Annotated in this window: 23 protein-coding genes and 1 pseudogene; 9 read left to right on the top strand and 15 right to left on the bottom strand. The window is 58.9% G+C overall.

Features of this window, described 5'->3' with window-relative positions; translation table 11 throughout:
- Positions 1-289: 289 nt before the first annotated feature.
- From AC13EY_RS03745 to AC13EY_RS03720, 6 genes and pseudogenes are all read left to right on the top strand, one after another.
- Positions 290-1,858 (top strand): transposase, encoded by a 1,569-nt coding sequence (locus tag AC13EY_RS03745; RefSeq protein WP_482877173.1) that lies wholly within the window; start codon positions 290-292, stop codon positions 1,856-1,858.
- 183 nt (positions 1,859-2,041) lie between these two features.
- Positions 2,042-2,716 carry a DUF5677 domain-containing protein gene (locus AC13EY_RS03740; RefSeq protein WP_140418553.1) on the top strand — a complete coding sequence of 225 codons (675 nt, stop codon included), beginning with the start codon at positions 2,042-2,044 and terminating at the stop codon, positions 2,714-2,716.
- Between the two features lie 82 nt (positions 2,717-2,798).
- Positions 2,799-3,734: a hypothetical protein gene (locus AC13EY_RS03735; protein ID WP_482877171.1), complete on the top strand. Its 936-nt coding sequence runs from the start codon at positions 2,799-2,801 to the stop codon at positions 3,732-3,734.
- A gap of 90 nt (positions 3,735-3,824) precedes the next feature.
- Complete coding sequence (locus tag AC13EY_RS03730) at positions 3,825-4,112, top strand: hypothetical protein (RefSeq protein ID WP_088273697.1); 288 nt, start codon at positions 3,825-3,827, stop codon at positions 4,110-4,112.
- Positions 4,113-4,198: 86 nt separating this feature from the next.
- On the top strand, positions 4,199-4,741 hold the full coding sequence (locus tag AC13EY_RS03725; RefSeq protein ID WP_088273698.1) for a HEPN domain-containing protein: 543 nt from the start codon (positions 4,199-4,201) through the stop codon (positions 4,739-4,741).
- Positions 4,742-4,956: 215 nt separating this feature from the next.
- Positions 4,957-6,515 (top strand): annotated as a pseudogene (locus AC13EY_RS03720) (IS3 family transposase).
- Between the two features lie 41 nt (positions 6,516-6,556).
- Here the strand turns inward: AC13EY_RS03720 and alkB are convergent.
- From alkB to arsS, 13 genes are all read right to left on the bottom strand, one after another.
- Complete coding sequence (alkB, locus tag AC13EY_RS03715; RefSeq protein ID WP_088273699.1) at positions 6,557-7,210, bottom strand: DNA oxidative demethylase AlkB; 654 nt, start codon at positions 7,208-7,210, stop codon at positions 6,557-6,559.
- A gap of 98 nt (positions 7,211-7,308) precedes the next feature.
- Positions 7,309-7,584, bottom strand: a complete 276-nt coding sequence (locus tag AC13EY_RS03710) for a hypothetical protein (RefSeq protein WP_482877168.1) — start codon at positions 7,582-7,584, stop codon at positions 7,309-7,311.
- Positions 7,584-8,372, bottom strand: a complete 789-nt coding sequence (locus tag AC13EY_RS03705) for an SDR family NAD(P)-dependent oxidoreductase (RefSeq protein WP_088273701.1) — start codon at positions 8,370-8,372, stop codon at positions 7,584-7,586. The genes AC13EY_RS03710 and AC13EY_RS03705 overlap by 1 nt, the downstream gene beginning before the upstream one ends.
- 200 nt (positions 8,373-8,572) lie before the next feature.
- Entirely contained in the window at positions 8,573-9,409 is an 837-nt protein-coding gene (surE, locus tag AC13EY_RS03700; RefSeq protein WP_482877166.1) for a 5'/3'-nucleotidase SurE, read from the bottom strand.
- A 73-nt stretch (positions 9,410-9,482) separates the two neighbouring features.
- Positions 9,483-10,529 (bottom strand): phosphotransferase, encoded by a 1,047-nt coding sequence (locus AC13EY_RS03695; RefSeq protein ID WP_088273703.1) that lies wholly within the window; start codon positions 10,527-10,529, stop codon positions 9,483-9,485.
- Between the two features lie 94 nt (positions 10,530-10,623).
- Positions 10,624-11,388: an SDR family NAD(P)-dependent oxidoreductase gene (locus AC13EY_RS03690; protein WP_088273704.1), complete on the bottom strand. Its 765-nt coding sequence runs from the start codon at positions 11,386-11,388 to the stop codon at positions 10,624-10,626.
- 96 nt (positions 11,389-11,484) lie between these two features.
- Positions 11,485-12,681 carry an acyl-CoA dehydrogenase family protein gene (locus AC13EY_RS03685; protein WP_335599210.1) on the bottom strand — a complete coding sequence of 399 codons (1,197 nt, stop codon included), beginning with the start codon at positions 12,679-12,681 and terminating at the stop codon, positions 11,485-11,487.
- Positions 12,682-12,843: 162 nt separating this feature from the next.
- Positions 12,844-13,470, bottom strand: coding sequence for a TIGR04282 family arsenosugar biosynthesis glycosyltransferase (locus tag AC13EY_RS03680; protein WP_335599209.1), 627 nt, complete (start codon positions 13,468-13,470; stop codon positions 12,844-12,846).
- 171 nt (positions 13,471-13,641) lie between these two features.
- Entirely contained in the window at positions 13,642-14,358 is a 717-nt protein-coding gene (locus AC13EY_RS03675; protein WP_335599208.1) for a TIGR04283 family arsenosugar biosynthesis glycosyltransferase, read from the bottom strand.
- Positions 14,322-16,463, bottom strand: coding sequence for an FAD-dependent oxidoreductase (locus tag AC13EY_RS03670; RefSeq protein WP_482877163.1), 2,142 nt, complete (start codon positions 16,461-16,463; stop codon positions 14,322-14,324). The genes AC13EY_RS03675 and AC13EY_RS03670 overlap by 37 nt, the downstream gene beginning before the upstream one ends.
- Positions 16,460-17,419, bottom strand: a complete 960-nt coding sequence (locus tag AC13EY_RS03665; RefSeq protein ID WP_335600526.1) for a metallophosphoesterase family protein — start codon at positions 17,417-17,419, stop codon at positions 16,460-16,462. The genes AC13EY_RS03670 and AC13EY_RS03665 overlap by 4 nt, the downstream gene beginning before the upstream one ends.
- Positions 17,416-18,798 carry a sodium:solute symporter gene (locus tag AC13EY_RS03660; protein ID WP_335600525.1) on the bottom strand — a complete coding sequence of 461 codons (1,383 nt, stop codon included), beginning with the start codon at positions 18,796-18,798 and terminating at the stop codon, positions 17,416-17,418. Before AC13EY_RS03660 ends, AC13EY_RS03665 begins: the two co-directional genes overlap by 4 nt.
- Positions 18,799-18,819: 21 nt before the next feature.
- Positions 18,820-19,788, bottom strand: a complete 969-nt coding sequence (gene arsS / locus AC13EY_RS03655) for an arsenosugar biosynthesis radical SAM (seleno)protein ArsS (RefSeq protein ID WP_335600524.1) — start codon at positions 19,786-19,788, stop codon at positions 18,820-18,822.
- Between the two features lie 124 nt (positions 19,789-19,912).
- Between arsS and AC13EY_RS03650 the strand changes: the two genes are divergently transcribed.
- Positions 19,913-20,758, top strand: coding sequence for a class I SAM-dependent methyltransferase (locus AC13EY_RS03650; protein WP_482877160.1), 846 nt, complete (start codon positions 19,913-19,915; stop codon positions 20,756-20,758).
- On the opposite strand, the gene AC13EY_RS03645 is transcribed toward AC13EY_RS03650, so the two are convergent.
- Positions 20,759-21,718: a helix-turn-helix transcriptional regulator gene (locus tag AC13EY_RS03645; RefSeq protein WP_482877158.1), complete on the bottom strand. Its 960-nt coding sequence runs from the start codon at positions 21,716-21,718 to the stop codon at positions 20,759-20,761.
- Positions 21,719-22,259: 541 nt separating this feature from the next.
- Here AC13EY_RS03645 and AC13EY_RS03640 point away from each other — a divergent pair.
- Positions 22,260-24,068 carry a DUF1302 domain-containing protein gene (locus tag AC13EY_RS03640; RefSeq protein ID WP_482877179.1) on the top strand — a complete coding sequence of 603 codons (1,809 nt, stop codon included), beginning with the start codon at positions 22,260-22,262 and terminating at the stop codon, positions 24,066-24,068.
- Between the two features lie 30 nt (positions 24,069-24,098).
- Positions 24,099-25,463: a DUF1329 domain-containing protein gene (locus AC13EY_RS03635; protein ID WP_482877177.1), complete on the top strand. Its 1,365-nt coding sequence runs from the start codon at positions 24,099-24,101 to the stop codon at positions 25,461-25,463.
- 199 nt (positions 25,464-25,662) lie between these two features.
- On the opposite strand, the gene AC13EY_RS03630 is transcribed toward AC13EY_RS03635, so the two are convergent.
- Positions 25,663-26,499: a helix-turn-helix domain-containing protein gene (locus AC13EY_RS03630; protein ID WP_482877175.1), complete on the bottom strand. Its 837-nt coding sequence runs from the start codon at positions 26,497-26,499 to the stop codon at positions 25,663-25,665.
- Positions 26,500-26,640: the final 141 nt, after the last annotated feature.

The raw sequence follows: 26,640 nt of genomic DNA, 5'->3' as shown, positions 1-26,640 counted from the left end.
GGCAAGCTTCCAAGGCGCTTGCAGACCAAGCCCCAGGGTCAGAATCTGGTTGTCGTCCATACCTCACCTCCTGTTATTGTGGAGGGCTTATGGTGACCCAAGGCCAAGGATGAATTCCACACCAAGCGTCGAAGAACCGGAAAATGGTCATAGTCATCACACCTAACAAGTCAATTAACTTCGCGCCTGCGGCGCCGGACGCGCTAACGCGCGCCGGTTATTGAGGCGTTGAGGCTGTAGAAAAACCCCTGATTTGGTAGTCTGGCGTCAGATCAACAAGGAGTGTTGCATGCCACGCTTCAAGCCGTACGACTACAGCCAGCACAGCATGGTGGTGATCAACTACCAGGAGCAGCTTCAGCCCGGCACGTTCGAGTACGCTGTTCATTATCTGATTGAACACAAGCTGGACCTCTCGGTCTTCCATCCGCGTTACAGTAACGACGCCACTGGCCGGTTAGCCTATGACCCGGCCATCTTGCTGAAGATTATTCTGTTCGCCTATTCCAAAGGCATTACCTCTAGCCGCCAGATCCAGTGGTGCTGCGAGACCAACATTCTGTTCAAGGCGCTGTCCTGCGATACGGTCCCGCATTTCACTACCCTGGCCAGCTTTGTCAGCGAGAACGCCACAGCTATCGAAGCGGTATTCGAACAGGTGTTGCTGGTTTGTCATCAGCAGGGTTTGCTGGGTAACGAGCTGTTTGCTATCGACGGTTGCAAGATGTCCTCCAATGCCGCCAAGGGGTGGTCGGGCACCTTCAAGGAGCTCAAGGCCAAGCGCGGCAAACTGCGCAAGCTGATCCGTCACCATCTGAACGAACACCGCCAGCATGATGCGGCGGAGACAGAGGTGGAGATGGAGCGAGCCATCCGCCACGGCAAGATGATCCTCTCGCTGGATCAAGCGATGGAAAAGGTAGATCGGTTTTTAAAGACCCAGAGTCCAAGGATGGGCCAGGGTAAGCGTCGCAAGGAAGTGAAGAGCAATATCACCGATAACGACAGCGCCAAGATGACCACCAGCAAGGGCACGCTGCAAGGCTACAACGGCGTCGCCATGGTGGATCGCAAGCACCAGATCATCATTGAAGCTCAAGCCTTCGGCGAAGGCCAGGAGCACCACACCCTCAAACCCATGCTGGAAACCCTGGAGCAGCGTTACGCACGACTGAAGATTGCCGATGCCATCTATCAGCAAGGGGTAGTGGTTACCGCCGATACCGGCTTTGCCAACGAAGCCAACATGCAATACCTGCACACCAGACAGATCAACGGCTATATACCGGACAACCGCTTTCGTAGTCGTGACCCGCGCTTTGCCCTGCAAAAAGACAAGTACGGCAAGCGCCACCAGAAGCTCGCAGGCGTGACGCGTAGTCCGACATTCCCAGCCAGTGCCTTTGATTTTGACCCTATACACATGACCTGCCGCTGCCCTGCGGGCCAACAACTCAGCCAACGGGGCGTGCGGACAAATGACTCTGGTGTACCGGTAGCCTATTTTGAAGGACGCTTGCTGCAATGCCGAACCTGCCCCAAGCGCGAAGCGTGTATGCACAACCCGCAGTCTGCAGAGCACCGCAAGGGCGCGGGGAGGCAGGTTTCGTTTCGATTGGAGGCGAACCGGCAACCGAGCTACACCGACTGGATGAAGCACCGAGTGGACAGCCCCGAGGGCAAAGCGATTTACAGCCACAGGATGTCGGTGGTGGAGCCGGTGTTTGGGAACATCGGCACCAACAAGCGGTTGAGCCGCTTCAGCTTGCGTGGCCGCAGCAAGGTTCAAGGCCAATGGCAGTTGTATTGCCTGGTCCACAACCTGGAGAAGCTGGCGAATTATGGGCAATGCGGCTGACGACGCTTCAGAGATGGCCGTAGAAAGCCTTGCAAGGCTTGTTTGGCGGATACCAGATCATGCCAGCGTGTTTGAATAAAGTACGGCCTGAGCGACTTTGGGCCAAAAGATAAACAAGGAGATGGCTGGAGTGAGCCCGGAATGGGTTTTTCTACAGCCTCGTTAGGCGCATAGGAGGATTGGGTGCCAAGACTGAAAGAAATCTGTGAAAACCTCAGCACTCATTCGAAGATGCTCGCGCAATCCTCAGAGGATAAATGGTCGGATAGTTCGTCTCCAGTAGATGAACCGGTGCGGAGGATCCTTCTTAGAGGTTCAGAAATCATTCGGGGAGCTATCGATCTCGGCTTGACAGAGAACCCGACAGCATTGGCCATCTTATCTCGGCAATTACTGGAGCTGTTTATCTCGCTCCATTGGGTGATATCGGATCCAGAACGGGCGGAAAGGTACGCGGAGTTTTCTACAAATGAACTCGATAGGCTTGCCCAGATGACCATGAAAGACGGATTGCTCTCCGTCAAGTCAAAAGAAGATGGCACGGATGTCACCAATGATTTCCTATCAACTAGAAGCAAACCGAGAAAAGGGGTTTCGGTTGAGCAGCAAGCCCGTGAGTCTGGAATTTTACATCTGTATAAGATTTTCTACAGGTTTATGTCATTGGAAACGCACGGGAAGTCTGAAACAGTCGTTAATCCAACCGAACGTTCCGAGGTGACACTGGTGCACCTTCAAACGATAGGTGCGATATCACAAGTTTTTGGACATACGGCGATTTTATGGCTTCTTCACCGCCAGAAGATAACCAATGAGAAAATACGCGAACTCCTGGGGCTGAATAATGAGGTCGCCTAACAAGTGTAGGCTGTAGGACAAATTTTCCGCTGCGCTCCAAATTTGCCGCAGCTACAGGCGTTAGGGGCAAAAGACCGAGATTATGAATAGAAAAGATATGGATGCCCTAGAACAGCATCTCAAGCAATGGAAGCAAATATCTGAGCGACTGCAAGGACAGTTAGGGCCAGTTATGGAGGCTCGAAAGGCGATAGAAAAAACTCTGGGCCCAACACTAGAACTTCAAAAAGCTATTAAATCTTCATTAGAGCCCTTTCTAGAACAGCAAATAAAACTGCAGAAAATGTTTGAAGGTATAAATTTACCGAGCTGCCAGCTGCCTGACTTTCGTCCTTATGCAAAGCAAATCGAACAATACCAAAAAACTCTCAGCGGCATTATTAACCCAACTTTTGAGGAAATACAACGTTCTTTTTTAGAGTTACCCCCGAGAGTTCAAGAAGCTCTGTTGCTGCTTGCACAGCACGGATGGTATTTAGATTTCAATATGCCGCTTCCAAGTTTGTGGGAAATAGAAAAGGCAATATCTAGTGGAGAAATCGATGAGGTAGAAGAAGCTCTGGTAGAGTATTTTGATAGCCAACTAGATGAAATTGAAAAAGCAATTTCTGCTCAATTCCCTCACAGAGCACATATTATTAGCTCTGCAATAAAAGCGCACAGAAGCGCAGAATTTTATTTGTCAATTCCTGTTTTTCTTGCTCAAGCAGACGGGATATGTAAGGAAGTAGTTGGCCAATATCTGTTCATGAAAAAAGATAAAAAGCCTAAAACTGCAATTTATGTTGAGCAAATAGCGGCGGACACATACAAGGCGGCATTATTAAGCCCATTAGCTTCCAGTACTCCAATCGGCTTCTCTGAGCACGAGCGTGAAGAAGATTTCAATCATCTCAATAGACATATGGTATTGCATGGCGAATCATTGGACTATGGAAGTAGAGTGAATGGTTTAAAAGCACTATCTCTTCTGAATTATGTGTCGCAGGCATTGAAAAAAGATGAAGAATACCCCTAACAAGGCCAGTCAAGGCGACGTCTTTTTCGTTACGGCTTCGCCTACACTACAAAGCCGCGCGTGCTGGCGGCGTAAAAAGGCAGCAGATACATGGAGGTTGGCTTGAAAGAGTATTTTGCTGAAATCTTGTACGTGATAGCAATGTCCAAGAAGACTCAGTGGGCAATTATTCTGGGTATCGTATTCTTCATCGGCATTAGCCTTGTCGGTAGTTACCTTGCGAGCAATCTTCAGTTCAGCGGTTCGCTCCGAGGGCTTGAAGACGCAGTGGTAGGCAAACTCCTTAAGCGCTACGATAAAGTGGCTCTACTCGCATTAATTTCATTCTGGGTGCTGGCTTTCAAGTGCTACCGCCGCGATAAAAACCGCTTTTGGTAGCTGTCTAACAATGCGCTCAGATCGCTCGCCTCGTTCACAAGAACCGGCTAAATCTGGCTCGTTAGCTTAATCGTTAGAGATCTTCCATGTCCCGTGCATACCAAAGTTTTGAATATGGAATTAAAGATGCCGAAGAATTGCTCGCGCACTTTGATGCAATCAACGTCAATCCTCCGCCGTCCAACGCTGAGGTCCTGAAGCGAGCCGGTCTGGTAATGGCCTTAACCGCTTGGGAAACTTATGTCGAAGATAGGCTTTTAGAGGAGATGAATAAAAAGCTTGGCGTGGTCGCCGGAAGCTACGTTGGTGATTTTGTCTTAAAGAAATTACACGCCGACCTTAAGCAGTTCCATAACCCAAGTTCGGACAAAACGAAACGTATTTTCCAGGAATACCTTGGCCTTGATGTAACTGAGGGATGGTCTTGGGCAAATTACGATCCTGCAAAGGCGAGAAGCACCTTAAATAGTTGGATAGGTAAGCGCGGAGATGCTGTTCACCGATCAAAGCCTATAAATAACGGAGCTCCAGTAGCGCACCTAATCAAGCGTGATGAGCTGGAAAAAGTCATTCGCTTCATCAAAGAGCTTGTAAGATCTACTGACACGTATGTCGATAATAGTCTCTAACATGGCACTTAACCTCGCCCCTTTCGGTCGCTGGACTCGCCAAAGCTGCGCTTTGGCTCGCTGGTTAGCTCAAGGCTAGCTGTTATCCCACCGCTTAACTCCAATCCACAAACCACTTCGAACGAACCACCCAGCCCGCCTGCCCCCTCTGTCAGGATTGATGTCGCGTCCCTTGTTACACTCTCTTAAACATTCAGGGGCGTTTGGAGATCTGTATGCCTCGCTATTCCGATGAGCGACGTCAGGCCGCTGTGGCCAAGCTGTTACCGCCTTATAACCAAAGCGTAGAAGAGGTCGCCCGGCAGGAGGGTATCTCGCCAGCCACTGTTTACAAGTGGCGCAAAGAAGCTCGTGCTGAGGGACGCTGCTTGCCCGATGCAAGTGACCAGGGTACGTCCGGCTGGTCGTCCCGAGACAAGTTTGCAGCGGTGGTTGAGACCGCAGCGATGAACACCGAAGACGTTGCTGCCTATTGTCGTCAACGGGGACTGTATCCCGAGCAGCTGCAACGCTGGCGCCATGACTGCGAACAAGCCGCCAGCCTGTCCTATGAGGACCGCCGTCGAGAAGCGGATGAAGCCAAGCAGCAGCGCAAGCGGATCAAAGAGCTGGAACGAGAGCTACATCGCAAGAACACAGCACTCGCGGAGACAGCAGCACTGCTGACGCTGTCAAAAAAAGCACGGGCGATCTGGGGGGACGAGGAGTCATGATCAGCATCGAGGATCGCCAACGTGCCGTAGAGCTGATTGCTGTCGCCTGCAACGAGGGGGCCACCTTGACGGCTGCCTGTGAAGTCGTCGGGATTTCTATCCGGACTCACCAACGCTGGATGCAGGCGGGAAAGCTAACAGGCGATAAACGCCCTGTAGCCGAGCGCCCAGCCCCTGCTAATGCGCTGACCCCAGAAGAAGAGGCTGAGATCTTGAGGCAATGCCACCGTGACGAGTTTGCTGCTTTACCGCCGGATCAGATTGTTATTCGGCTGATGGATGAAGAGCAGCGTTACATTGCCTCCGTATCGAGCTTTTATCGAGTACTGCGTAAACATGGCCAGCTGGCACACCGGGGACGCGCCAAAGCCCGCAAATCACAGCCAGCGCCGACTACACATACAGCAATCGCCCCCAACCAGGTATGGTCCTGGGACTGCACCTGGCTTCCTGGGCCAGCCAAGGGTACCTACTACTATCTGGTGATGATCCTCGACATCTTCAGCCGTAAAGTCGTGGGCTGGGAAGCCTTTCTGGGGGAGTCTGCAGCTAACTCACGCCGTGTCATTGAACGAGCCGTGCTGGCCGAAAACATGGTAGGCCAGCCTCTGGTGCTGCACGCTGATAACGGCAGCCCCTTCAAAGGCGTCACCTTGCTTGAGAAGCTGAGAGATCTGCAGATCCAGCCTTCGTTCAGTCGACCGCGTGTGAGCAACGATAACGCCTTCTCCGAGGCTCTGTTCCGCACCTGCAAGTATGTGCCGAACTACCCCGTCAGTGGCTTCGCTGACCTATCAGCTGCCCAGCGTTGGGTGCACGGCTTCGTCCAGTGGTACAACTATGAGCACCGCCACAGTGCTATCCGCTTCGTGACGCCGATGCAGCGCCACACAGGAGAAGACAAAGCCATATTAGCCAAGAGACATGCGCTCAACCTTGCAGCCAGAGCTGCGCATCCTGAGCGCTGGAGTGGTGACACCCGCAACTGGCATCCTGTGACATTAGTATCGCTAAACCCAGAGCGCCGAGTAGTTAGGGAGGTAGAGAAAATAGCTGCATAAAAATCAAACAGGGCGACAGATACCTTGACAGTTACCGCCTGTCAGCTCACCTTCCTGAACGTCAGGTTATATCGCACCGCGCCAGTGGCGGGGTGGCTGGCCTTTTTGGCCAGCGGTGCGACGCCGTGGAAGTACAGTCGACTGACGCCGCCCCAGACCACCACATCACCGTGCTCGAGCAGCCAGCGGCTGGTCGGGTCGCTGCGGTTGGAGCCGCCAAACAGGAAGGTGATGGGGGCGCCGAGGGAGATGGAGACGATGGGGGCGGTGAAGTCCTGTTCGTCCTTGTCCTGATGCAGGCCCATGCGGGCACCGGTTTCATAGCGGTTGATCAGGCAGGCTTCCGGGGCGAAGTGGGTGAAGCCGGCGTTTTGGGCGGCGCGCTCGGCCAGTTCTGCGAACAATGCGGGCATGGCGGGCCAGGGTTGGCTGGTTTGCGGATCGAGGGCGCTGTAGCGATAGCCGTGGCGATCGGTGACCCAACCATAGGCGCCGCAACTGCTCATGGCGGCGGACATCTGGTAGCCGCCGGGGGTGACCTGATGGCGGAAGGGTGCTTGCGCGGCGATCTGTTCAATGGCGGCCAGCAGGGCGTCGGCGTCATTCAGGGCGAAGCCTTTCAGCAGCCAGGCATCGGGGCCGATCTGCTGTCTCGCCTCGGACTCGGGCGCGGTGAGGTCAAGCAGGCCTTGCATGGTGGCAGTCCGGATTGAATGGTAGGGCTGGGTAAGACGGCATGGGCAGACCGGTAGTTAAGGTGTCTGGCCATGATGCGGGAGCAGCGGGTGTTTGCTCAAGCCTGTGACTGAATCAGGGAGCCGTCCCCAAGCAGAAGACTCAGACCGTTCGAGTCAGGGGGAGGGCAGGGGGCTGCGCCATGACGACGTGCAATGGTTTGCAGGCCGGGAGAGAAGTACAGAATCAGTTGGCAGTGCAGGTCGCCTGATTCGAGCTTTTGCATTACCGCTTCGCCGGCAGGCACAGGCGCCAGTTCGGCGCGCAGTGCCTCCAGCAGCGGCTCGGCCAGCGTTGGGTCGCCGACGACCCAGCGCGACCAGCCGGCGCTCATCAGAACTTCATGCCCGGCAGGTTGAGCGAGGCGGTGTTGCCGCCGTCGACGGCCAGTGCCTGGCCGGTAACGAAGCTGGCGTCGTCGCTGGCGAGGAAGGCGATGGCGCCGGCGATCTCTTCCGGGCGGCCGTAGCGGCGCAGCTCGCAGCGGGTACCGAGCTTGTCTTCCTTGTTGTTTTCGCGGGCGTACTTGAACACCGGCGCGGTCATGCCGGTTTCAATCAGGCCGGGGCACACGGCGTTGACGCGAATGTTGAACTGGCCAAGGTCGCAGGCGGCGGTCATGGTGAAGTTGATCACGCCAGCCTTGGACGCGCTGTAGGCGTTGCCACCAGCACCAGAGCGAATGCCTGCCACGGAGGCAGTGTTGACGATGGCGCCGCTGTTCTGCTCGCGCATCTGGCGCGAGGCGTACTTGGTGAACAGCATGACGCCGAACAGGTTGACGTTGATGATCTTCTGCCAGGTTTCCAGGCTCTGATCGGTGGCGATGCTGTAGTCACCACCGGCGATGCCGGCGTTGTTGCACAGCACGTCCAGGCGGCCGTAGTGGGCGATGGTGTCGGCGACGCACTGCTCAACGGCGGCTTCGTCGCTGACATCCAGTGTGCGCTGCAGCACCTCGGTGCCGGCGGGCAGTTCCTTGATGGTCTGCTCCAGACCTTCGGCGTTGCGGTCCACCAGCATCAGGCGCGCGCCTTCGCTGGCCAGACGTTTGGCGGTGGCACGGCCGATACCGCTGCCGGCGCCGGTGATCAGGGCGATTCTGTTCTCGAAGCGTTGCATTTCAAACTCCTTTGGGGCGAAAGCGGCAAGCCACAAGCGGCAAGCTGCAAGCAAAGCTGTCGCGGTGTTGACCTGCGCGGGTTGTCTCAAAGTCCAACAGGCGCGTTACAGGCGGTGAAAACAATTGACTGGCCTGTCGCACAGCGCACCCTGTTGCAGCTTGCAGGGGGCGGCCATCCGCCTTGCAGCTTGCAGCTGCGTTAATGACTAATACTCGGATCATCCGCCGCAGTATTGTTGGCGCCGTTCTGATCGATACCCAGCTGGTCGGCCATGTCGCTGGTGTCGACTTGCCAGGCGCTGGCGATGTCGCGTTCGAAGCGTACCGGGGACAGGGCGATCAGGCCGTCGCGCAGGGCACCGACGTCGGTCTGGCGGCCGGTGATGCGGTCGGTCTGGCGCTGGAAACCGAGCCAGTAGTAGGGCACGCCGCGGGTGTCTTCCCGGCGTTCGATGTTCACGCCGCCGATGCTGCCGCGTTGCGGGCGGCAGATGGCGACGCCACGGACGTCTTCTGGTGCACGTGCCGGGAAGTTGATGTTCATGGCGCAGTCTTCCGGCCAGCCGGCGTCCAGCAGTTGGCGCACCAGGTTGGCCCCGTACTGGCGGGAGGTTTCCCAATATACGTCGTTGCCGGGGATGTAGGCCTGGCTGAGGGCGATGGACGGAATGCCAAGCAGGGTGCCGGTAAGGGCGCCGCCGATGGTGCCGGAGTAGGCGACCGAGTCGCTGATGTTGGCGCCGTTGTTGACGCCGGATAGCACCAGATCGGGTTTGATCGGCAGCAGTTCGGCAACGCCGAGCAGGACGCAGTCACTGGGAGTGCCACTGACGCTGAACCGGCGTTCTTCAAACTGGTGAACGCGTAGCGGGTGGTGGACGGAGATGGACATGGACACGCCGCTCTGGTCCAGATCGGGCGAGACGATCCACACTTCCTCGGCGATCTCGTTGGCAATTTCTTCGAGCACTTGCAGGCCCGGGCCGCGCCAGCCATCGTCGTTGGTCAGCAGTACGCGTTTGACGGGTTTGCTCATTGGCAATCCTCATTGTTCGAAACGGGTGGGGCTTGAATGTGCAACGGGGCAGCTTGAGCTGCCCCGCTTGGTCTTACTTCTGGGCGATTTCCCAGCCACGCTCAGCCAGCAGGCTGGCGCGTTTGCCGACTTCGAGGGCGTCGGCGTTGCTGGCGTTGCCTTGCAGTGCCCGGTGGTAAACACCCTGCACAATGGCGGCCAGACGGAACAGCGAGAAGGCGATGTAGTAGTTCCAGTTCGGCACACCGCTGCGGCCGGTGTATTCGCAGTACCAGTCCAGCAGTTGCTGCTCTTCCGGCAGGCCGAGGGATTTCAGGTCGGCGCCGACCATGCCCTTGGCGCCGTCGACGTTGACCGGCATGTGGTACGGCAGACAGCAGTAGGCCAGATCCGACAGCGGGTGGCCGAGGGTTGCCAGCTCCCAGTCGAGGATCGACACGACCTTGGATTCGGTCGGATGCAGCATCAGGTTGCCGATGCGGAAGTCGCCGTGGGCGATGGTAGTGCTTTCGTCGGCCGGGATGTTCTCCGGCAGCCACTTCATCAGGGCGTCCATGGCGGGCATGTCGTGGGTGCGGCTGGCTTCGAACTGGCCACCCCAGCGTTTGACCTGACGGGCGATGTAGTTGTCGGGCTTGCCGTAGCCTTCCAGACCGATGGCCTTCCAGTCGGCGTTGTGCATCTTGGCCATGGTTTCGATCATCGACTGGTAGATCGGCATGCGCTCTTCCTGCGCAACCTCGCTCAGCAGCGGCTGGGAGTAGACGCGGCCTTCGACGTAATCCATGACGTAGAACGCGGTGCCGATGATCTCGGGGTCTTCACACAGCAGGCGTGCGGTCGGTACCGGTACGTCGGTCTTGCCCAGGGCGTTGATGACCTGGAACTCGCGCTCGACCATGTGGGCCGAGGGCAGCAGTTTTCCCGGCGGCTTCTTGCGCAGTACGTAACGCTTGCCGGCGATTTCCAGCAGGAATGTCGGGTTGGACTGGCCACCCTGGAACTGCTGAACCTTGATGCCCTGGTTGGCTCCCGGAAGGTAGTCCTGCAGGTAGTTGGCGAGTTTTGCCTCGTCGAACTTGTGGGCAGGCAATACGTCAATCAGGGTCGCTCCGCTCATCTTTGAAGATCCTGTTGTTGATGGGTCAAGTCGGCAAAAGTAACACGCCAGGGCGAGCCCTGGCGCGTTGAACAGCGAGGTGAATCAGACGTTATCAGGCAATGGTATCGCCGCCATCGGCGACGATGGTCTGCCCGGTAACATACGCCGAGGCGCTGGAGGCCAGAAACAGCGCCACCCCGGCGATATCCACCGGCTCGCCTACGCGGCGCAGCGGCAGCTTCTCTTCCACCTTGCGCAGGCGGTCCGGATCTTCCAGCAGGGCCTGGGCAAAATCGGTACGGATCAGGCCGGGGGCGATGCTGTTGACGCGGATACCCTGCGGGCCCCACTCCAGCGACAGGTTGCGGGCCAGACCGGCTTCCGCCGCCTTGGACATGCCGTAGACGCCGATATTGGCGCTGGCACGCAGCCCCGCAATGCTCGACAGCAGGACGATGGAACCGCCGCCTTGCTCGACCATGTGCGGGATGACCATGTTGCACAGCCAGAAGGTGCCCTTGACGTTGGTGCCCATGATCTTGTCGAAGGCCTCGTCGCTGACTTTGTGGGTCGGGCCGTAGACCGGATTGGTCGCGGCGTTGCAGACCAGTACGTCGATGCGGCCAAAGGCCTCCAGCGTGCGATCAACCAGATTCTGCAACTGGGCCTTGTCGCCCACATGACAGGCAACCGGCAGAGCGTCGAAGCCCTGACTGCGCAGCTCGTCTGCCACCTGCTGACAGGCGTCAGCCTTGCGGCTGGAAATCACCACCTTGGCCCCAGCCTTGGCGTATTCCTCGGCAATCGACTTGCCGATGCCCTTGGTCGAACCGGTGATGATGGCGACCTTGCCGGTTAGGTCGAACAATGTGCTCATAGAACCTCGCTTCGCTCGAGCCACAAGCTTCAAGCCTCAAGATAAAACCAGTGCACGGTCAGCTTGAGGCTTGCAGCTTGCGGCTTGACGCTGCCCTTACAGATATTGGCTCATTTCCATCTTGGCGATGGCATTCAGGTGCACCTCGTCCGGGCCGTCGGCCAGGCGCAGGGTGCGGGCTTTGGCGTAGGCGGAGGCGAGGAAGGTGTCCTGGCACACGCCCTTGGCGCCGAAGATCTGAATCGCGCGGTCGATCACGTTGCAGGCCATGGTCGGGGCAACGGCCTTGATCATGGCGATCTGCTGACGGGCGACCTTGTTGCCGAACTTGTCCATGCTGCGCGCGGCGTGCAGGGTCAGCAGGCGGGCCTGGTCGATCTCGCAACGGGAGCGGGCGATCATTTCCGGCACGCTGCCCAGCTTGTACATCGGCTTGCCGAAGGCAACGCGCTCGCTGGCGCGGCGGCACATGGCTTCCAGTGCGCGCTCGGCGATACCGATGCTGCGCATGCAGTGGTGAATGCGGCCCGGGCCAAGGCGACCTTGGGCGATTTCGAAGCCGCGACCTTCACCCAGCAGGATGTTGGAAACCGGGACGCGCACATTGTTGTATTCGATTTCGGCATGACCGTGCGGGGCGTGGTCGTAACCGAACACGTGCAGGTCGCGAACGATCTTCACGCCGGGGGTGTTCAGCGGCACCAGAATCATGCTCTGTTGCAGGTGCTTAGGCGCGTTGGCGTCGGTCTTGCCCATGACGATGGCGATCTTGCAGTGTTCGTTCATCGCTCCGGAGGACCACCACTTGGTGCCGTTGATGACGTATTCGTCACCTTCGCGGCGGATCTCGCACTGGATGTTGGTGGCATCGGAGGAGGCGACATCCGGCTCGGTCATGGAGAAGCAGGAGCGGATTTCACCGGCCAGCAGCGGCTTGAGCCATTGCTCTTTCTGCTCGTCGTTGCCGTAGCGTTCGATGGTTTCCATGTTGCCGGTGTCCGGCGCGTTGCAGTTGAAGACTTCGCCGGCGAAGGAGACGCGGCCCATGATTTCACACAGGTGGGCGTACTCTTCGTTGGTCAGGCCGGCGCCACGCTCGGACTCGGGCAGGAACAGGTTCCACAGACCCTGCGCACGGGCCTTTTCCTTGAGCTCTTCCAGGATGGCCGGGTGGCCCCACTTGTTCTGTTTTACCTGCTCGTAGAACACGGCTTCGTTGGGGTAAATGTGCTCATCCATGAAGCCCTGGAGCTTGGCTTTCAGATCTTGGACGCGGGGGCTGAGGTCAAACATGTTGAATCCTTTGGCGGTGGTTCGTGGGTATGTGCTGTGATGCTGCTGACCATATAGTCACAGCTGCCAAAGGAGAACGATGTAGTGTCGATGGCAATAGGTATGCATAACTTACCCTGATAACTCAGGGTGGGCATTATTAGTGCGGGCGAGACAAAATCGTCACGCACATGGGCGCGTTATGTCCTGCAGTTCGCTGGGCAGGCGGCCAATGTCCTCGGGTGTGTCCAGATCCCAGAGTGCCGGGCCTTCCCACAGCGTCAGGCCGGCTGCTTCAAGGCGTTTGCGGGTATCGTTCAGTACCTGCTCGTGACTCCAGTGCATGTTCTGAAAGGGGGCTGGATTGGCTTCACGCTGGCCTATCAGCACATAACCGCCGTCTTCACTGGGAATAATCGCGGTGTCGTGCCGATTTAGTGCACGGCAGGCGGCAAGCACGTGCGTGCTGTCCATGTCGGGGCAGTCGCTGCCAATCAGCAGGGCGCCATCGGGATGCTCGGCAATGGCATTGGCCATGCGTTCGCCGAGGTCTTCGCCGCACTGCTGCCGCAGCTTAAGGCCGTGTTCGCTGGCCAGTGCGCGCAGCACCGGGTGTTCGGGATTGGTGGCGTAGAGAAAGCGCGGCCCCGGCCAGTCGAAGGTCTGGGTCAGGGTGCGTTGCAGCAGTCTGAGGTAGAGATCACGGGCGCCAGTGGCGCCGAGAGCGGGGATCAGTCGGGTTTTCACCTGGCCGGGTTCGGGCGCCTTGGCGAAGATCAGCAGTGGCAGAAAGGCGGATTCAAATTGCATGGCTGTTTCTCGCTTGCAGGACACGTGGTGGCTGTGACCTGGACTCCTGCAAAATGTTCGCCAGTACGGTCATTGTTATCTGGCAACGGTGCCTTTTTGTGATGCAGGTCGGCGTTCTGTTTTTCAGCATAGATTCTTGTGCGGGGTGCTGTGGTGCCTGCCGACAACCGGTTACAGTTGACGACGGGGAGCGCTGTAGCGCCGGGCCAGATCACGCGGATCTGCCCCCAGCCAGTAACGCAGCCGCAGCTGCCACATCAGCGCGATGGTGCGCAGGGTGCCGTTCTGCTGCCAGCGTCGGCTTGAGGTGGTGAGGCGCTCGGACAGGCATAGCGGCCTGCCGTGGCGGCGCAGCCGTTTGCTCAGCTCGATGTCTTCCATCAGGGCGATCGGCGCGTAGCCGCCCAACTCGTTGAACAGGCGGCGCTCGACAAAGATGGCCTGGTCGCCTGTGCACACGGCAGTCAGCCGCGAGCGCCGGTTCATCATCCACGCGACCACCGCCAGCAGTGGCGAGGAGGGGCTGAGCCGGACGTCAAAACGGCCCCAGCGATGCGGGCTGCTGGGTTTTGGCAGCAGATTGATAAAGCCGTCGGGCAGGCGGGTATCGGCGTGCAGAAACAGCAGCCAATCGCCTTTTGCCGGCGCCGCGCCGGCGTTCATCTGGGCTGCCCGGCCCGGCGCAGACTGGATCAGTTGATCCACCAGCGGCCTGGCAAGGGGCACGGTGCCATCGCTGCTGCCGCCGTCGACCAGAATGATTTCCAGCTCACCGCGCAGCGGTTGCAGGGGCGTAAGGGCATCGACGATGCCGGCAGCTTCGTTGCGCACCGGCATGATGATCGACAGCTTCAACCGCGCCTCCAGGCGTGAAAGCGTGCGACCCACTGCAGCAGGCGCTCCGGCTGATGGGCACGTTTCCATTGGCCGGCGGCGTACTTGTTCGCTTCGCTCAGGGTCGGGTAGCTGTGCACGGTGCCGAGGATCTTGTTCAGGCCGAGGTTGTGCTTCATCGCCAGCACGTATTCGGCGATCAGCTCACCGGCGTGGGCGCCGACGATGGTGACGCCGAGAATGCGGTCGCGGCCGGGCTCGGTCAGCACCTTGACGAAGCCTTCTGCGGCCTCGTCGGCAATAGCACGGTCCAGGTCGTCGATACCGTAGCGGGTTACCTCATATTCCACCCCTTGCTCCTGCGCTTCGGTTTCCGACAGCCCGACGCGGGCGACCTCCGGATCGGTAAAGGTGCAGTGCGGCAGCACCCGGTAATCCACTTTGAAGCGGCGGAAGCTGCCGAACAGCGCATTAACTGCGGCATACCAGGCCTGATGGGATGCCGCGTGGGTGAACTGGTAGGGGCCGGTTACATCGCCCACCGCGAAGACGTTGGGGAAGCGGGTGGCGAGATACTCGTTGGTATCCAGCGTGCCGTTGTCGCGCACCGCGAGGTTCAGCGTTTCGATGCCATAGCCCTGGGTGTTGGCTACCCGGCCGAGGGCGACCAGCACGCAGTCAAACTCGATTTCTACCGAATGGTCGCTGTCCTGAGAGCGGCAGAGAACGGTCGGCGTGCCATTGCGCAGTTCAAAGCGCTCGGCCTGGTGGTTCAGGCGCAGATCGACGCCTGCGCTGCCGAGACTGACCATCACCAGTTCGCTGGCGTCGGCGTCTTCACGGGGCAGCAGGCGGTTGCCGCGCTCAACCTGGATGACCTGCGAGCCGAGCTGCTGGAAGGCCAGTGCCAGCTCGCAGCCGATCGGGCCGCCGCCGAGCACCAGCAACCGGCGCGGTTGCTCGCGCAGGTTCCAGACGGTGTCTGAAGTAACCATCGGCACGCTGTCGAGCCCCGGCAAGTCCGGTACGAGGGGGCGCGCACCGGCAGCGATGATGATATTGCGCGTGCTGATGCTGCGCCCGTTTACCTCTACGTGCCAGGGTGAGGTGATGCGCGCCTCACCGGTGATCACGTCGACGCCGAGATCGGTGTAGCGCTCGACCGAATCATGCGGCTCGATCTGCTTGATTACCCGCTGGACGCGTTCCATTACCGCGGCAAAGTCGACGGTTGCCTCGGCGTGGCTGTAGCCCAGCGCGGGCGCCTTGCGGACCTCTGCGGCGAGCTTGGCCGAGCGAATCAACGCCTTGGACGGCACGCAGCCGGTGTTGAGGCAATCGCCGCCCATGGCGTGTTTCTCGATCAGGCTGACGTCGGCCTTGACCGCTGCGGCAATGTAGGCGCTGACCAGTCCGCCGCTGCCGGCACCAATTACCACCAGATTGCGGTCGAACTGTTTGGGCTTTTGCCAGCCTTGATACACTCGACGGGCCTTGATCACGTCCAGCAGGCGCCGGGCAATCAGCGGGAACAGCCCCAGCAGCACGAAGGCGCCGAGCAGCCCCGGCGAGAGGATGCCGGCCAGTGAGTCCAGCTGCCCGAGTTCACGGCCGGCGTTCACATACACCAGCGTGCCGGGCAACATGCCGAGCTGGCTGACCCACCAGAAGGTACGGGCGGGCAGGCGGGTGAGGCCCATCGCCAGGTTGATCAGAAAGAACGGAAACGCCGGCACCAGCCGCAGGGCAAACAGGTAGAACGCGCCTTCGCGGTCGATGCCCTGGTTGATGCGCTCCAGTCGTGAGCCAAAGCGCTGCTGAACCCAATCCTGCAGCAGAAAGCGGCTGATCAGCATCGCCAGTGTGGCACCGGCGGTGGAAGCAAAGGACACCAGCAGCAGACCCCAGCCTAGGCCAAACAGGGCGCCGCCGATCAGGGTCAGCAGCGCGGCACCGGGCAGCGACAGCGCCGTCACCAGCACATAGAGTCCTACATACAGGGCGCTGGCGAGTACTGGCTGGCTGGTTACCTGCTGGTCAAGAACCTGCTGCTGGGCTTTCAGCGCGTCCAGACTCAGGTGCTGCTGCAGACCCGAGGCAAAGAAGCCGGCGACCAGCGCCACGACCACGGCGAGCAGCAACAGACGACGCAGGTTCATGGCAGCATCTCCAGCGCACAGAGCGTGCTCGCGAGGATAAAGCCCTTGATGCAGGCCTGTTCGGGCGTCATGTCGGTTCCTTGGTTGATGCGCTGCCAATACGACAGCGCAGCGGGTGAGTTGTCAGGCCACTGGCGTTTGAACTCAGCGGCAAAGGCGCGCTGATCGTAAGTGACGGGCAGTGCTTCGACCACCAACGGGCCGACTTGCGCGCGGTAGAGCGCGGCGGCGGAAGCAGTGCGCGCGATGCGCGTGATCAGGCCATAGCGGCCATTGTTGAAGTTGGGCATGCCGGCGGCACCGTTGTTGATCACCGCCCACTCGCCGTTGCTCAGCGCGGCCGGGCTGCAGGTGTGGCTGCAGGCCAGCACACGGATGCGGTTGTCTGCGAACCAGTGGTCCAGTTGCTGCTGGCGTTCGGCGCTTTGCAGTCGGGCCTGATCGCACTGCCAGCCGGCCAGTGACTGCTCATCGCCGTGGGTGATGGCGATGCGCTCGCCGGCGACCTCGGCTATCAGGGTGGCGGGGCGGTCGCCGAGCTGTTCCGCCATGCCGGGCAGGCCGTCCACGGTCTGTTGCAGCTGCTGGTGAATGCGGTTGGAGCGCTCGACAGTGACGGCGTCGGTCTGCTCCGGGTAGGCGCAGCCGCAACCAAAGTCGTCGCCCGCGCGGGCCAGTTCGGTTTCCACGTTGCCGCGCAGCGGGTAGTGCCGTTGCAGGCGTTGCTCGATATCGCTGAACACCGCCGGGTCGCGGTCGAACCAGTGGGCGTCACCATTGAATACGGCTGTTGCGCCGGGTTCGCCAGCGACGCGCCGCTCAATGGCGTCCAGCGCCTGACGGTTGCCATAAAGCCCGCCGATCACGTACATCACGTCGCACGCAAGGTTTGCGGGGGCGCTGAAGGTCTCGGCGGGCAGGCGATAGTCTGCCGGACAACTGCGGCCCTTGCTCATGCGGCTCTCCGGGTCATTATGCCGGGCAACAGGTAGCCGGAGGTACACAGAATCAGCCCGTACAGGTTGGTGCCGAGCAGCAGCGCGTAGCGACCGTCACCAATAGCCCAGCTCTGCGGAATCCAGCCGAGGGTGAGAGCCACGCCGAGCCCGATGCCGGTCCAGAAACTCAGGTGAAAGCCGAGGCGGGTGGGGCGTACAAAACCGTGCAGCAGGAACACCGGGGCCAACCCGATGACCATGGTGCCGCTGATGGTGGTGGCCTTGAGAATGTCGGTGCCGGCGAGCATCGGCAGATTGCCGAGCAGGGCGAACACCAGCATGGTGGCCATGCCGACGCCAATCGCCTTCTGGCCCAGGTCCCTCTGCAGCAGGGCGGGCAACTCGCGGCCGCTGAGGCGGGCGAGGCTGGAGAAGGTCGAGTCCAGGGTGGAGCCGGCGGCGGAAATCATCACCAGCGTCATCACGATCAGCGCACCGACGCCAAGACTTTTCGCCAGCGCGGCGGGCACGTTGCCGCCGGCCTCGATGCCGCCGAGGGTGGCATGCACGCCGATCAGGCTGAAGGCCAGAATGGCAACGAAGCCCAGCACGCCAGCTAGCGTGAAGGCGCGCAGCATGGATTTCTCTTCGCTGATAAAACCTCGGTCGGTCAGTACCGGGTCGTGAAAGGGGTAGCTCAGCAGCTGCAGGCAGGCGACCAGAAACAGATCTACACCGGCGTTGAGCGCCCAGTGGCTGGTGCTGGTCAGCTCGGCGGTGCTGTGATTGGGCAGTACCAATCCCAGCACCCAGACCAGTGCGATGACGAAGATCGCGGACTGCGCCGCGTCGGTCAGGATCGAGCTGCGCAGCCCGCCACGCAGGCTGTAGGCCAGCGTCACGGCGGTAAACAGCAGTGCTGCGCCGATAAACGCCGGGCTGCCGCTGTCGCCGTAATAGCCGCCGACTACGGCGGTGTTGCTCCAGACCTCGTTGAACAGGCGAATCAGAATGGCCGCCGAGAACGCCAGCGCTGCGGCGCGGCCGTAGTTGCTGGTCAGAAAGCTGACCAGGCTGGTTGCCTGAAAGCGTCGGCGCAGGCGGTAGATCACCAGCCCGCAGAGCGGGATAGACAGCCAGTAGGTGGCGTAGGCCAGGCCACCGACCAGGCCGAACTCGGCGCCGAGGTTGGCGGCATTGGTGACTGACTTGGCGAAGATCCAGCTGATGAAGATGCTGGTGGTCAGCAGCAGTGGCGAGGCTTGGCGGCCCTGGCTGTCTTCGCCATTGAAAAAACCGCCAGTGGTGACAGTGCGCGGCGACAGCCAGTACATCAGCGCGCCGTAGGCGATCAGAAACCCCCAGAAGAACAGGCCTGTCAGGCTGGTAGCGGTCATGTGGTGCAATCCTGTCCCTGATCAGTTTGTATTGAGAACGCCGCCGCAGCTGGAGCCCTGTCCGGCTGTGCAGGCGAAGCAGTGGTCGCGGGTGGCGATGGGGTGGTCGGGCAGATCGGCGTTGAGCAGATCACGCAGGTGCGGACGGTCCGACGCCAGTACCGGCATGGGCAGCTCCAGCATCTGGTTGAAATCGCAGTCGTATAAATAGCCGCGCCAGTCGACACTGACGGTACTGCGACACATCAGGCCGGGAAGGTTGCCTGCGCTGAAGTTGTCGCGCAGCAGTTGCATGTACTGGTTGAACTGGCCGCGGCTGACCAGGGTACTGCCGAAGCGGGCAATCGGCTGGTTGGTGATGGTGTGCAGGTGGTTGAACTGGATGCCGAAGTCTTCCTGCAGGTGCTGTTTATAGTCTGCTTCCAGCGCTTGCTGCGGCGGCGGCAGGCTGGGGCCTTGCGGGTTGTAGACCAGATTCAGCTCCAAATCGCTGCCTGGCTGGCCGTAGCCCAGCGCGTTCAGCTGCCTGAGCCCGGCGATGCTGCGCTCGAATACGCCGTCGCCGCGCTGGCTGTCGACGTTGTCGCGCGAATAGCAGGGCAGGGAGGCGGAAATCGCGACGTTTGAGTCAGCAAGGAATTGCGCCAGATCCTCATGGCCGGGTTCGGACAGGATGGTCAGATTGCAGCGGTCGATCACCTTCAGCCCGGCTGCTCGGGCGCGGGTGACCAGAGTGCGAAACTGCGGATGCATCTCCGGCGCGCCGCCGGTCAGATCCAGCGTGCTGACCGGGTGTGCATCAATGACGTCACACAGCAGCTCGATCAGCTCGTCCGACATGGCCTCGGTGCGGGTTGGCCCGGCGTTGACGTGGCAGTGCAGGCAACGCTGGTTGCAGCGGTAGGTGAGATTTACCTGTAGCGTTTCGAGTGCACTGCGCCGAAGCGATGGAAAGTCCAGCTGATTGAGTAAGGGCAGGGTATCGCGCACGGCATCTCCTCGTTGGTTACATATTAGATGCAGTTAATGCGCATCTGTTACAGGGCTGAACTATGCCCACTGATCTCAGTCTCTTATTCACGCTTCTATAAAATCCGCTTACAGAGGGGGAATCATGCGAAAACTAGCTTATGCCTTGCTGCTAAGTGCCGCCACTGTTCAGGCTCAGCCGCCGACAGGGACAACTCCGCCACAGCTTGACCAGACGCAGGTGGAAGCGATTCGTGCTGCCGTTGGCAACAATGGTCGTACCATCACCAATGTTACGCGCGACGCCTATCGTAACCCCGAGCAAACCCTGACCTTTTTCGGCGTGACCCCCGAGCAGACTGTAGTGGAAGTCTGGCCCGGCGGTGGCTGGTACACCGAAGTGTTGGCGCCGCTTCTGCGTGACAAGGGGAAGCTGATTGCCGCGCATTTTGACCCGGAGAGTGACGTCGGCTTTTTCCGGCGTTCCCGTGCCGAGTTCGAGGCGAAGCTGGCAGAGCATCCTGAGCGTTACGACCGGGTGCAACTCGCCTCCCTGAATTACGACCCTGACCTGGCCATTTCCGAACCGGGTAGTGCGGACCGGGTGCTGACTTTTCGCAACGTGCATAACTGGCTCGCTGCGGGAGAAAGCGAGGCCAAGGTGATGTTTGAAAAATTTTTTGCTGTACTCAAGCCGGGCGGTATGCTTGGGCTCGTAGAGCATCGCGCGAAGGTAAATACTAGTTTGGAGCAGATGGTTGATTCCGGCTACGTGACCGAAAAAAAGGTACGCGAGTTGGCAGCCAACGCCGGTTTTGAACTCCTCTCTGTTAGCCCGGTAAACCAGAATCCGCGGGATACTGCTGATCATCCGGAGGGAGTCTGGACTCTGCCGCCCACCCTTCGGCTTGGTAACGAGCAGCGTGCGCACTACCTGGCCACGGGAGAAAGCGATCGCATGACACTACTTTTTATCAAGCCGGAAGCCTGATCAGCGTTTGCTCAGAGCCCGTCGATAGGCAGTTGGGCTCATGTCGGTCCAGCGGCGGAAAGCGCGGGTAAAGCTGCTGGGGTCCAGAAAGCCCAGCTCGTAGGCAATGCTGGTAAGCGAAAGCTGGCCGTCGCTGATCATGCGGAGGGCAGCTTCGCGGCGCACGTCGTCGGCCAGTTGCTCGTAGCTGGTCCCTTCCTGACTGAGCTTTCTGCGCAGATGGCGCGGACTGATGTTGAGCGGCGCAGCTACCCGTTCAGCGCTGATGTCGCCTGAGCCGAGTAGCAGATGGATACGACGCTTGACCTGTTCGCTCAGCGCGTGGCTGGGCAGCACAGCCTGCATCGCTTCCAGGGTCTCGATCAGCCTCGGCAGGATGAAGGGGCTGGAGGTGGCGAGTGGCTTGTGCATCAGGCGGCGATCCAGAACCAGTCGGTAGTCGTCACCGAACTCTACTGTGTTGCGGGAAAACAGGCGCCGCTGGCCCTCCGGGTCTTCATCTGCGCGCACCAGCTGCAGCTTGCGTACCAGGCCCAGGTCATCCAGATCCAGGCGATTGAAATAGCGGGCCAGATAGCCGATCACCGCTTCCACGTGCTGCTGGTGGGGGCTGCCAATCGGGCGCAGTGTCAGCGCAATGCCTTCGTCATCGGGTTCGCACATCAGTTTCAGCTGAATGCTGAACAGGCTGAAGAAACGGGTCAGCAATGTCAGTGCCGCTTCGATATGCTCGCTGGCCGCTGCTGCCAGGGCGAGGGTGGCGAATGGTGTTGGCACAAACACCCGATGCATGCGCAAGGCGAAGTGGGGATCTTCCGAGACTTTCAGGGCTTCGCTCCAGCCGTGGGAACAAAGTGCCTGATCGACGAACTGAGGTTGGCCTACTGGAAGCGTTATCCAGGGAGCCAGCTGGCTGGAGCTGCCCAGTGAGACGCCATACTGTTTCAGTGCCTGTTCCATGGCGCGCAACCAGAAAGCACTTTCGCGCACCCGCGCGAAGGAATCTGAGCTTGAGTATTCGAGCATCGAGACGCTGATCCATTCTTGTTGTGACAAAACAGCATTTTGTCTTTATCGCCAGGCAGTATAGCGATAAATCCGAGCGGGAAAAGCCTGTGCGCAGTTCCGCAGAGCAAAATTATGTTGCAGTTAATGTATTGGCTGCGTTGTTGGCTTTTTTTCTTGGTGATGTATTGCTTTGTGTCTGCCAGGCTGGGTGGGGTTTGGCGAAATTGTCGCGAAAGGCTGCTTGAGGATGACAAGATTCCCTTTAATTAGGGAGCTTCAGAGTATTTAGAGGCGTTGCCAGGCCCGGGCGGAAGCCTGATACAGCGACATCTAGTCATGCTTATAGTGTCAATTCATCAAATGAATGTCCTTTCCGGTCAAGTATGTTGGCCGTATGGGGCAAGTCTTTCGTGCTGGCCTCGTGACAGACTGCGGGAGCCTTGAACACGCACAGGTCGTGCGTGAGTTCATGTCACCCAAACGGAGCAGCACAATGACAAAAAAAATGCATTGCTGGTCTCTTGCCGCATTGCCTCTGGCGATTGGCATGGCCACTTTCTCGGGCGCTGCAAACGCAGTCGCTTTCAATATCGGTGAAGTCGAAGCCCAACTGGACTCTCAGCTGTCCGTGGGTGTGAGCGTTTCGACTCAGAACGCTGATAAGCGCTTTATCTCTGTAAATAACGGTGGTGAAGCAGCAGCGCGGACTTCTGACGATGGTCGCCAGAACTACGGTTCCGGTGATGCTTTCTCCAAAATTTTCCGCGGTGTTCACGACCTTGAGCTGCGCTACGGCGACTCCGGCGCATTCTTCCGTGGTAAGTATTGGTACGATTTTGAAACCAAGGATGGCCACCAGAGCTTCTATGATATCGACGATTCAAGTCGTGATCCGCTTCAGAAAGCTTCCGGCGTAGCGCTGCTCGACGCGTTCATCTATCACAACTACTTTATCGGCAACAATCCCGGCAATATCCGCCTCGGCCGTCAGGTTGTAAGCTGGGGTGAGTCCACCTTTATTAAGAACTCCATCAACTCCATCAACCCGATTGACGTTGCCGCTCTGCGCCGTCCGGGAGCTGAGTTGAAGGAAGGGCTGCTGCCGGTCGAAATGCTTTATCTGTCTCAGGGCTTGACCGAAAACCTGAGCATGGAAGCTTTCTATCAGCTCAAGTGGGCTCCGACCGTTCTCGACAACTGTGGCACCTTCTTTGGTTCGGATACCTTGGCGAAGGGCTGTATTGATCGCTTGGTCTTCAACGGAACAGACTTCCCGCAGGGTGAACAGCCTAATTTCACCTACATCGCCCGCAGCGAGAAGGATCGTGAGGCGAAGGACGAGGGGCAGTTCGGCGTTGCGTTCCGCTGGTTTGTACCTGAGCTGAACGACTCTGAGTTCGGTTTCTACGCTATGAACTATCATAGCCGCTCTCCGATTTACTCCAACATTGCTGGCGATCTGGCTGGTCCGTTCAACAATGGAATTCCGACACCTGGTCTTGATGGAACACTCGGTGCTGCCGGATATTTCTTTGAATATCCCGAAGATATTCGTCTGTACGGCGTGAGCTTCCAGACCAGCGTGGCTGGTGCGTCAGTGGGTGGTGAAATCAGCTACCGTCCCAATATGCCGATGCAGATCAACACAGGTGATATGAGCCGTACAGCGCTGCAGCTGGGTGCCGACAATACTCACCGCGATTACGCGGATGTTGCTCCGGGAACCTACATTCCAGGCTATCAGCGTAAAGAGTTCTGGCAGGCTCAGGTCAGCGTAATTCAGTACTTTGATCGTGTCCTGGGCGCAAGTCGTCTGGCTCTGGTAGGTGAAGCGGGCGTCAACTACATCGGTGGTCTGGGTGACGTGAAGTTTGGTCGTGACTCGCTGTTTGGTCAAAGCCCATTCGTCGATGGCGATACCGGTCTGGGCGCTTTGCCGGCCGGCCAGTGTTCCTCCAACGAGGGTACGGCTGCACCGGGTCGATCCCCGAATGCGGCAAGCTGGTGTGAAAACGATGGTTTCTACACCTCCTGGTCTTCTGGTTACCGCATCCGCGCGTCGCTGGACTACAGCAACGTTATCGCCGGTATCAACCTGAGCCCGAATGTGTCCTGGTCGCACGACGTTGAAGGCTATGGCCCGAACTTCACTGAAGACGCCAAGGCTATCAGCGTTGGGCTGAATGCGGACTACGGTAACAAGTACAACGCCAGCATCAGCTACACCGACTTCTTCGACGGCAAGTACAACACCGCCGTTGACCGTGACTTTGCGTCCGTCAGCTTCAGCGTAAGCTTCTAATACGGACCACAGGAGAGTAACACTATGCGTATGCAACAAACTCTGATGGGTGTCGGCGGTCTGGCACTCAGCCTGATGGCCTCAAGCGTCATGGCCCAAACCCTGACCCAGGCTGAAATTGATCAGCTTGGTACTTCCCTGACGCCGATCGGTGCAGAGAAGGCTGGTAATGCTTCCGGCACTATCCCGGCCTGGACCGGTGGTCTGCCGACAGATGCTGGCCAGTCCTTGCCGAACAACTTCCTGGAAGATCCGTTCAAGGGCGAGCAGCCCGAGTTCGTGATCACTGCCCAGAACCTGGAGCAGTACAAGGCCAACCTGACCCCCGGTCAGATCGCCCTGTTCGAGCGCTATCCGGAAACCTTCCGTATGCCGGTGTACAAGAGCCAGCGTACCGTCGCGTTCCCGCAATCTGTCTACGACCAGGTCAAGGCAACTGCCGGTCAGGCCAAACTGGTCAACGGCGGTGATGGTATCTCCAACTTCGCTCATGGTTCCTTCGCGTTCCCGATTCCGAAGTCCGGTGCTGAAGTGGTTTGGAACCACAACACCCGCTATCGCCTGAACGTGCACCGCTGGTACATGCAGGCCATGCCGCAGACCAACGGCTCCTTCACCCTGATCAAGATGGAAGAGGAAGTCGGTTATCCGGAGCAGATGTCCGATGTTGACGCATCGACCATGCCGAACACCCTGCTGTTCTTCAAGCAGCGTGTGAATGCGCCGGCCCGTCTGGCAGGTAACGTACTGCTGGTTCACGACAGCCTGGATCAACTGAAAGAGCCGCGCATGGCGTGGGTGTACAACGCCGGTCAGCGCCGTGTACGTCGTGCTCCGCAGGTTGCCTACGACGGCCCGGGTACCGCCTCTGACGGTATGCGTACTTCTGACAACTTCTCCATGTATAACGGTGCACCTGACCGTTACGACTGGACCCTGGTTGGCAAGAAGGAAATTTACATTCCGTACAACAGCGGCAAGCTGACCGAGCCGGGCGTTCAATACGCTGATGTTCTGCAGGCTGGTCACATCAATCCGGATTACACCCGGTTTGAGCTGCACCGCGTATGGGAAGTGCAGGGTAACGTCAAGCAGGGTCAGCGTCACATTTACGCTCAGCGTAACTTCTTTGTTGACGAAGACTCCTGGATGATCAGCATGGCTGATCATTACGATGGTCGCGGCACGCTGTGGCGCGTGGGTGAAGGCCACCTCGGCTTCAACTACCAGCAGAAGATCCCGGGTTATGCACTCGAGACCCTGTACGACCTGCTGGCAGGCCGCTACATTGCTCTGGGTATGTACACCGAAGAGAACTCTGCACCGCAGTACGACTTCGACCCGAGCTACAACCAGTTCACTCCGGCAGCACTGCGTGCATCCGGCGTTCGCTGAGTTGAGCTGATCGCAGTACAGGAAGGGAGCCGCAAGGCTCCCTTTTTTGTTTATGGGGCTGGAGCTCAGTCGGGAAGGTGGCGGGTGCCCGGCAGGATGGCCGGGTGAGTGCAGCTCCTGCGTAGGGACGCGACATGTCGCGTCCGTCAACGCTGGCTAGCTCGTCATGCCAAGCCCTGATGCAGGCCTGGGATCGGTGTCAGGAGGGTACGGCGCTTTGCTTTGCCTGGCTGCGAAAGCTGGTTGGGCTCATGCCTGTCCAGCGTCGGAATGCGCGGGTAAAACTGCTGGGGTCAAGAAAGCCCAGTTCGAAGGCAATACGGCCCAGGTTCAGTTTCCCTTCCTTTATAAGGCGAATGGCAAGCTCCATTCGAACCTCATCCAGCAATTTCTCGTAAGTGGTTCGCGTCTCGCTGAGTTTGCGGCGAAGGTGCCTCGGGCTCATGTTGAATGGTGTTGCCACCAGTTCTTCAGATACCTCCCGTTCGGATACCAGAACCCGGATGCGCTGTTTGACCTGTTCCGCAAAGTCGAGGTTGGGCAGGTCGCTGAGCATGTCTTCCAGGGAGGCGTCCAGGCGCTTGCGCAGGAAAGCATCGGCATTGGGCAGGGGTATGCGCAGCAGGCTCCGGTTCAGGCGGAATGACATGCGCTTGGCGCCGAGGCGAACCCGGTTGCCGAGCAGTGTCTCGCACAGGTCCCGGTTGCGTTCGTGCTCGCCAGTGAGGCGGCTTTCCAGCATCAGTGAGGCCCGTCCGATGCCAAGCCCTTCCCAGATCTTGTTGCATTGGCTCATCACCGCTTCCATATGCAGAGGATGCGGGTTGCCGCGCGGCTGGAAGTACAGCGTGAGGTACTGATCATCCTCTACCGAGTAGAGCTGAACCTGGCTGCTGAAAATCGGCATGAAGCGGATCAGGCGCTGAATGGCTTCGCCCAGTGTTTCGCTGGAGGCGGCGGAAAGCGCCAACAGAGAGAGGGTGTTGGACTGATAGTGGCGGCCCATACGCAGGCCGAAGCACTCATCCTGGGACAGTGGGGGTGTACGAATTTTTGTGTAACCGGCTAATGAGCGACACTGTCGCTCCGAACCGGAGACACGATGAGCAAGAAACTACATCCCATCACCGACGAGCTGCTGGATCAGCTCTTGGCCAACTATCAAAAACCTGAAGAC

Source organism: Halopseudomonas sp. L-58 (assembly GCF_056859475.1).
Note: the sequence above shows the minus strand (reverse complement) of the source record. Positions and strands in the feature narration are given on the sequence as shown.

Coding starts and splice junctions, on each gene's coding strand:
- AC13EY_RS03640 (WP_482877179.1), top strand. CDS start 22,260: ATGACAAAAAAAATGCATTGCTGGTCTCTTGCCGCATTGCCTCTGGCG.
- AC13EY_RS03690 (WP_088273704.1), bottom strand. CDS start 11,388: ATGAGCACATTGTTCGACCTAACCGGCAAGGTCGCCATCATCACCGGT.
- AC13EY_RS03735 (WP_482877171.1), top strand. CDS start 2,799: ATGAATAGAAAAGATATGGATGCCCTAGAACAGCATCTCAAGCAATGG.
- AC13EY_RS03660 (WP_335600525.1), bottom strand. CDS start 18,798: ATGACCGCTACCAGCCTGACAGGCCTGTTCTTCTGGGGGTTTCTGATC.
- AC13EY_RS03665 (WP_335600526.1), bottom strand. CDS start 17,419: ATGAGCAAGGGCCGCAGTTGTCCGGCAGACTATCGCCTGCCCGCCGAG.
- AC13EY_RS03650 (WP_482877160.1), top strand. CDS start 19,913: ATGCGAAAACTAGCTTATGCCTTGCTGCTAAGTGCCGCCACTGTTCAG.
- AC13EY_RS03730 (WP_088273697.1), top strand. CDS start 3,825: ATGGAGGTTGGCTTGAAAGAGTATTTTGCTGAAATCTTGTACGTGATA.
- surE (WP_482877166.1), bottom strand. CDS start 9,409: ATGAGCAAACCCGTCAAACGCGTACTGCTGACCAACGACGATGGCTGG.
- alkB (WP_088273699.1), bottom strand. CDS start 7,210: ATGCAAGGCCTGCTTGACCTCACCGCGCCCGAGTCCGAGGCGAGACAG.
- AC13EY_RS03680 (WP_335599209.1), bottom strand. CDS start 13,470: ATGCAATTTGAATCCGCCTTTCTGCCACTGCTGATCTTCGCCAAGGCG.
- AC13EY_RS03725 (WP_088273698.1), top strand. CDS start 4,199: ATGTCCCGTGCATACCAAAGTTTTGAATATGGAATTAAAGATGCCGAA.
- AC13EY_RS03705 (WP_088273701.1), bottom strand. CDS start 8,372: ATGCAACGCTTCGAGAACAGAATCGCCCTGATCACCGGCGCCGGCAGC.
- AC13EY_RS03635 (WP_482877177.1), top strand. CDS start 24,099: ATGCAACAAACTCTGATGGGTGTCGGCGGTCTGGCACTCAGCCTGATG.
- AC13EY_RS03685 (WP_335599210.1), bottom strand. CDS start 12,681: ATGTTTGACCTCAGCCCCCGCGTCCAAGATCTGAAAGCCAAGCTCCAG.
- AC13EY_RS03745 (WP_482877173.1), top strand. CDS start 290: ATGCCACGCTTCAAGCCGTACGACTACAGCCAGCACAGCATGGTGGTG.
- AC13EY_RS03645 (WP_482877158.1), bottom strand. CDS start 21,718: ATGGAACAGGCACTGAAACAGTATGGCGTCTCACTGGGCAGCTCCAGC.
- AC13EY_RS03670 (WP_482877163.1), bottom strand. CDS start 16,463: ATGAACCTGCGTCGTCTGTTGCTGCTCGCCGTGGTCGTGGCGCTGGTC.
- AC13EY_RS03710 (WP_482877168.1), bottom strand. CDS start 7,584: ATGAGCGCCGGCTGGTCGCGCTGGGTCGTCGGCGACCCAACGCTGGCC.
- AC13EY_RS03695 (WP_088273703.1), bottom strand. CDS start 10,529: ATGAGCGGAGCGACCCTGATTGACGTATTGCCTGCCCACAAGTTCGAC.